4 protein-coding genes and 1 pseudogene are annotated in these 2,810 nt (G+C 37.8%); 3 read left to right on the top strand and 2 right to left on the bottom strand.

What is annotated here, in order from left to right; all coding sequences use genetic code 11:
• Positions 1-117: pseudogene (locus CBG25_RS07140) on the top strand (IS630 family transposase); the annotation flags it as partial.
• Between the two features lie 172 nt (positions 118-289).
• The gene (gene htpX, locus CBG25_RS07135) at positions 290-1,174 is read left to right on the top strand and encodes a protease HtpX (RefSeq protein WP_290605656.1); all 885 of its coding nucleotides are present in this window, start codon (positions 290-292) and stop codon (positions 1,172-1,174) included.
• Between the two features lie 39 nt (positions 1,175-1,213).
• Here htpX and CBG25_RS07130 read toward each other — a convergent pair whose 3' ends face one another.
• Positions 1,214-1,435, bottom strand: a complete 222-nt coding sequence (locus tag CBG25_RS07130; RefSeq protein ID WP_063656701.1) for a DUF2594 family protein — start codon at positions 1,433-1,435, stop codon at positions 1,214-1,216.
• 348 nt (positions 1,436-1,783) lie between these two features.
• On the opposite strand from CBG25_RS07130, the gene CBG25_RS07125 reads away from it, so the two are divergent.
• Positions 1,784-2,212: a universal stress protein gene (locus CBG25_RS07125; RefSeq protein ID WP_026821621.1), complete on the top strand. Its 429-nt coding sequence runs from the start codon at positions 1,784-1,786 to the stop codon at positions 2,210-2,212.
• Positions 2,213-2,438: 226 nt separating this feature from the next.
• Here CBG25_RS07125 and CBG25_RS07120 read toward each other — a convergent pair.
• A partial coding sequence (locus CBG25_RS07120) for a transposase (RefSeq protein WP_290603757.1) occupies positions 2,439-2,810 on the bottom strand: 372 nt, incomplete at its 5' end.

The raw sequence follows: 2,810 nt of genomic DNA, 5'->3' as shown, positions 1-2,810 counted from the left end.
GCGTTTCGGCAGGAAATACACCACTTTTTCCGTAATATATTACCGGGATTGGACGGAGCCTTGTCGCGCCGGATTAATGACAACTTCCAGACGCTGAAAAATGCAACTTCAAGTTAATCGAGTATAAGATAATAAAAATGCCAGTTTGTGCTAGTTTTTTGTAAAAATGTAAAGTTGAGTGTTTTTTTCATATCTGCACAACAAAGGGCTTGAAAAGTAGTCAAAAAACATTATTTATATTACTAATTTAATGTTAATCATTTTTAATTAATAAAGGAAAGCAATTTTTATGATGCGAATAGCCTTGTTTTTACTTACAAACTTGGCAGTAATGTTTGTATTTGGAATTATTTTGAGTTTGACCGGCATCCAGGGACAAAGCGTTCCAGGGCTAATGATTATGGCTGGTCTTTTTGGTTTTGGTGGCTCATTTATCTCATTATTGATGTCAAAATGGATGGCATTACGTTCTGTTGGTGGGCAGGTGATTGAAAGTCCGACAACAGAAACGGAACATTGGTTGTTAAATACCGTCAAGCGTCAGGCTGATCAAGCTGGCATAAAAATGCCAGAAGTTGCTATTTATCATGCCCCCGATATTAACGCTTTTGCCACCGGTGCTCGTCGTGATGCGTCATTGGTTGCTGTTAGTACAGGTTTGTTAGAAAGTATGGGACGTGATGAAGCCGAAGCGGTTATCGCCCATGAGATCAGCCATATAGCAAATGGTGATATGGTAACAATGACTTTATTACAAGGAGTAGTGAATACTTTTGTCATTTTTATTTCACGTATCATTGCTCAGCTGGCGTCTGGATTTTTATCAAATAGTAATAATGACAATGAAAGTAGCCAGGGTAATCCAATGATTTACTTTGCGGTATCAATGGTGTTAGAAATTGTATTTGGTATTTTGGCCAGTATTATTACTATGTGGTTCTCGCGTTATCGTGAATTCCGTGCAGATGCAGGTTCGGCGCATTTAGTGGGTAGAGAAAAAATGATTGCTGCATTACAGCGTTTGAAAACAAGTTATGAACCTCAGGAAGCTGGCAGTCTGATGGCTTTTTGCATCAACGGACGTTCTAAATCTTTTAGTGAGTTGTTTTTATCCCATCCTCCTCTTGATAAGCGCATTGAAGCTTTACGTATGGGCACTTATCTTAATCGGTAAAACAATAATCAATCCCACCTGATGAGGTGGGATTTTTTATTAACTTCGATAGGCTGTTTTGATTTGTTCGATTATTCGTTGAAAAACTTCTGCTTGTTTAGGATCTTGCATAGCAAGAATTTCTTTTTCCATATTGAGTATAGCTCTTCCCGCATCGGCTTGATTTAGCGCTTTTAATATATAGGTTATAAAAGTTTTCAAGCAACTAATTTCAGTAGCAATGGTTTCCGTATCCGGTCTACTCGAGCAATCATTTGTCATTTTTTTGCCTCAATGAATTAAAAAATAAAGCAATAATTAATTTGTCGTATTTTACACAGTTGTGGAATTTTATATACGTCTTTATACAACTTTTTTAATTTAAATAATGTATTTAATATTATATTAACTATTTGATTTTAGTTTCTATAATATTTTGTTATTGCAATTATGTTGAACCTTTAAATGGCGAAGAGTGGTAATCGAAAACAGGGTTGCTGATAGGTGCAGAGATTGTTGCCATTTAGGTAAAAATATTTAATTTATCCATGTAAAGATATTCACAATTATTTTATCACTTTTATCTTATACTTTAAAAGTTGGAATAAAAATTTTTAGATGGAGGTATGTATGTATAAAGTTATTTTAGTAGCTGTTGATATTGCTCAAGAAGAACTAACTAGTAAAGCTATACGACAGGCTGTACAGTTTGCTAAAGTTTCAGGAGCTAAACTAAATTTTATTCATGTATTGCCTATCTCATCGGCAATCATAAATGCTTATGCTTTGGGATATATGGAAATAAAAGATCGTGCCACCCTAAAAGCAGAAGATGATATGCAAAACCTACTTGAACCGATCGATTTACCCGCGGATCGCCTCGGCTATACTATTGCTTTTGGTTCTCCGCGTGATGAAATTGTCAGTCGAGCGGAAGAAATTAACGCTGATATCATCATTCTTGGTTCAAGAAGTCCCAATATAACAACTCATCTGTTAGGTTCGACAGCAGCGGGTGTTGTACGTTATGCAAAAACCTCTGTATTGGTGGTGAGATAACAATTAATCATCAAAATTACAAGTTAATTATTTTTTATTTTAACAGCTAGTTTGATCAATTTTATGGCTTTAGTGTGCAGTATTTTATATTAGGGCACCTCGAAAAACTCAAGATTTTCAATTAACCCTTGGCTTTCATTCTAAATAATTAGATTTTTTTTGATTATCACGCTACTGATTCTATCGCACATTGCCCTGGCTAGGGCCATTTGACCCATTCTGGGCGTCAGAAAGCCACGATGCACGCGCTCTGGAAGTACGCCAACCGCTTTAGGTTGTAACATGCTGCCATCATCGTCATGGCAAAATTAGCGCGCACCTGTCCAATGGTGCGGATCAGTTTTCTACCCATTTGTTCCATCGCCGCAAATGCATGTTCAACCCGTGCCCTAGTCTTTGCAATCCTGTGGTTTCGCCCTTGCTGAGTCTTGGACAACGGTTTGTTTCGATGGCCTTTACGCTGAATCTGGCTCCTATAGCCGTTTGCCTTCAGCCAAGCTTCCCGCTCCGCAGAGGGATAGCCTCGGTCGGCGTAGATATTGCGATTGGTGTTGGCCTTGTCAATGACCCTTTCGAAATGCTGACTGTCGTGGGTGCT

The sequence above is a fragment of the Arsenophonus sp. ENCA genome, from assembly GCF_002287155.1.
In the GTDB taxonomy this organism is placed as follows: Bacteria; Pseudomonadota; Gammaproteobacteria; order Enterobacterales; family Enterobacteriaceae; genus Arsenophonus; species Arsenophonus nilaparvatae.
Note: the sequence above shows the minus strand (reverse complement) of the source record. Positions and strands in the feature narration are given on the sequence as shown.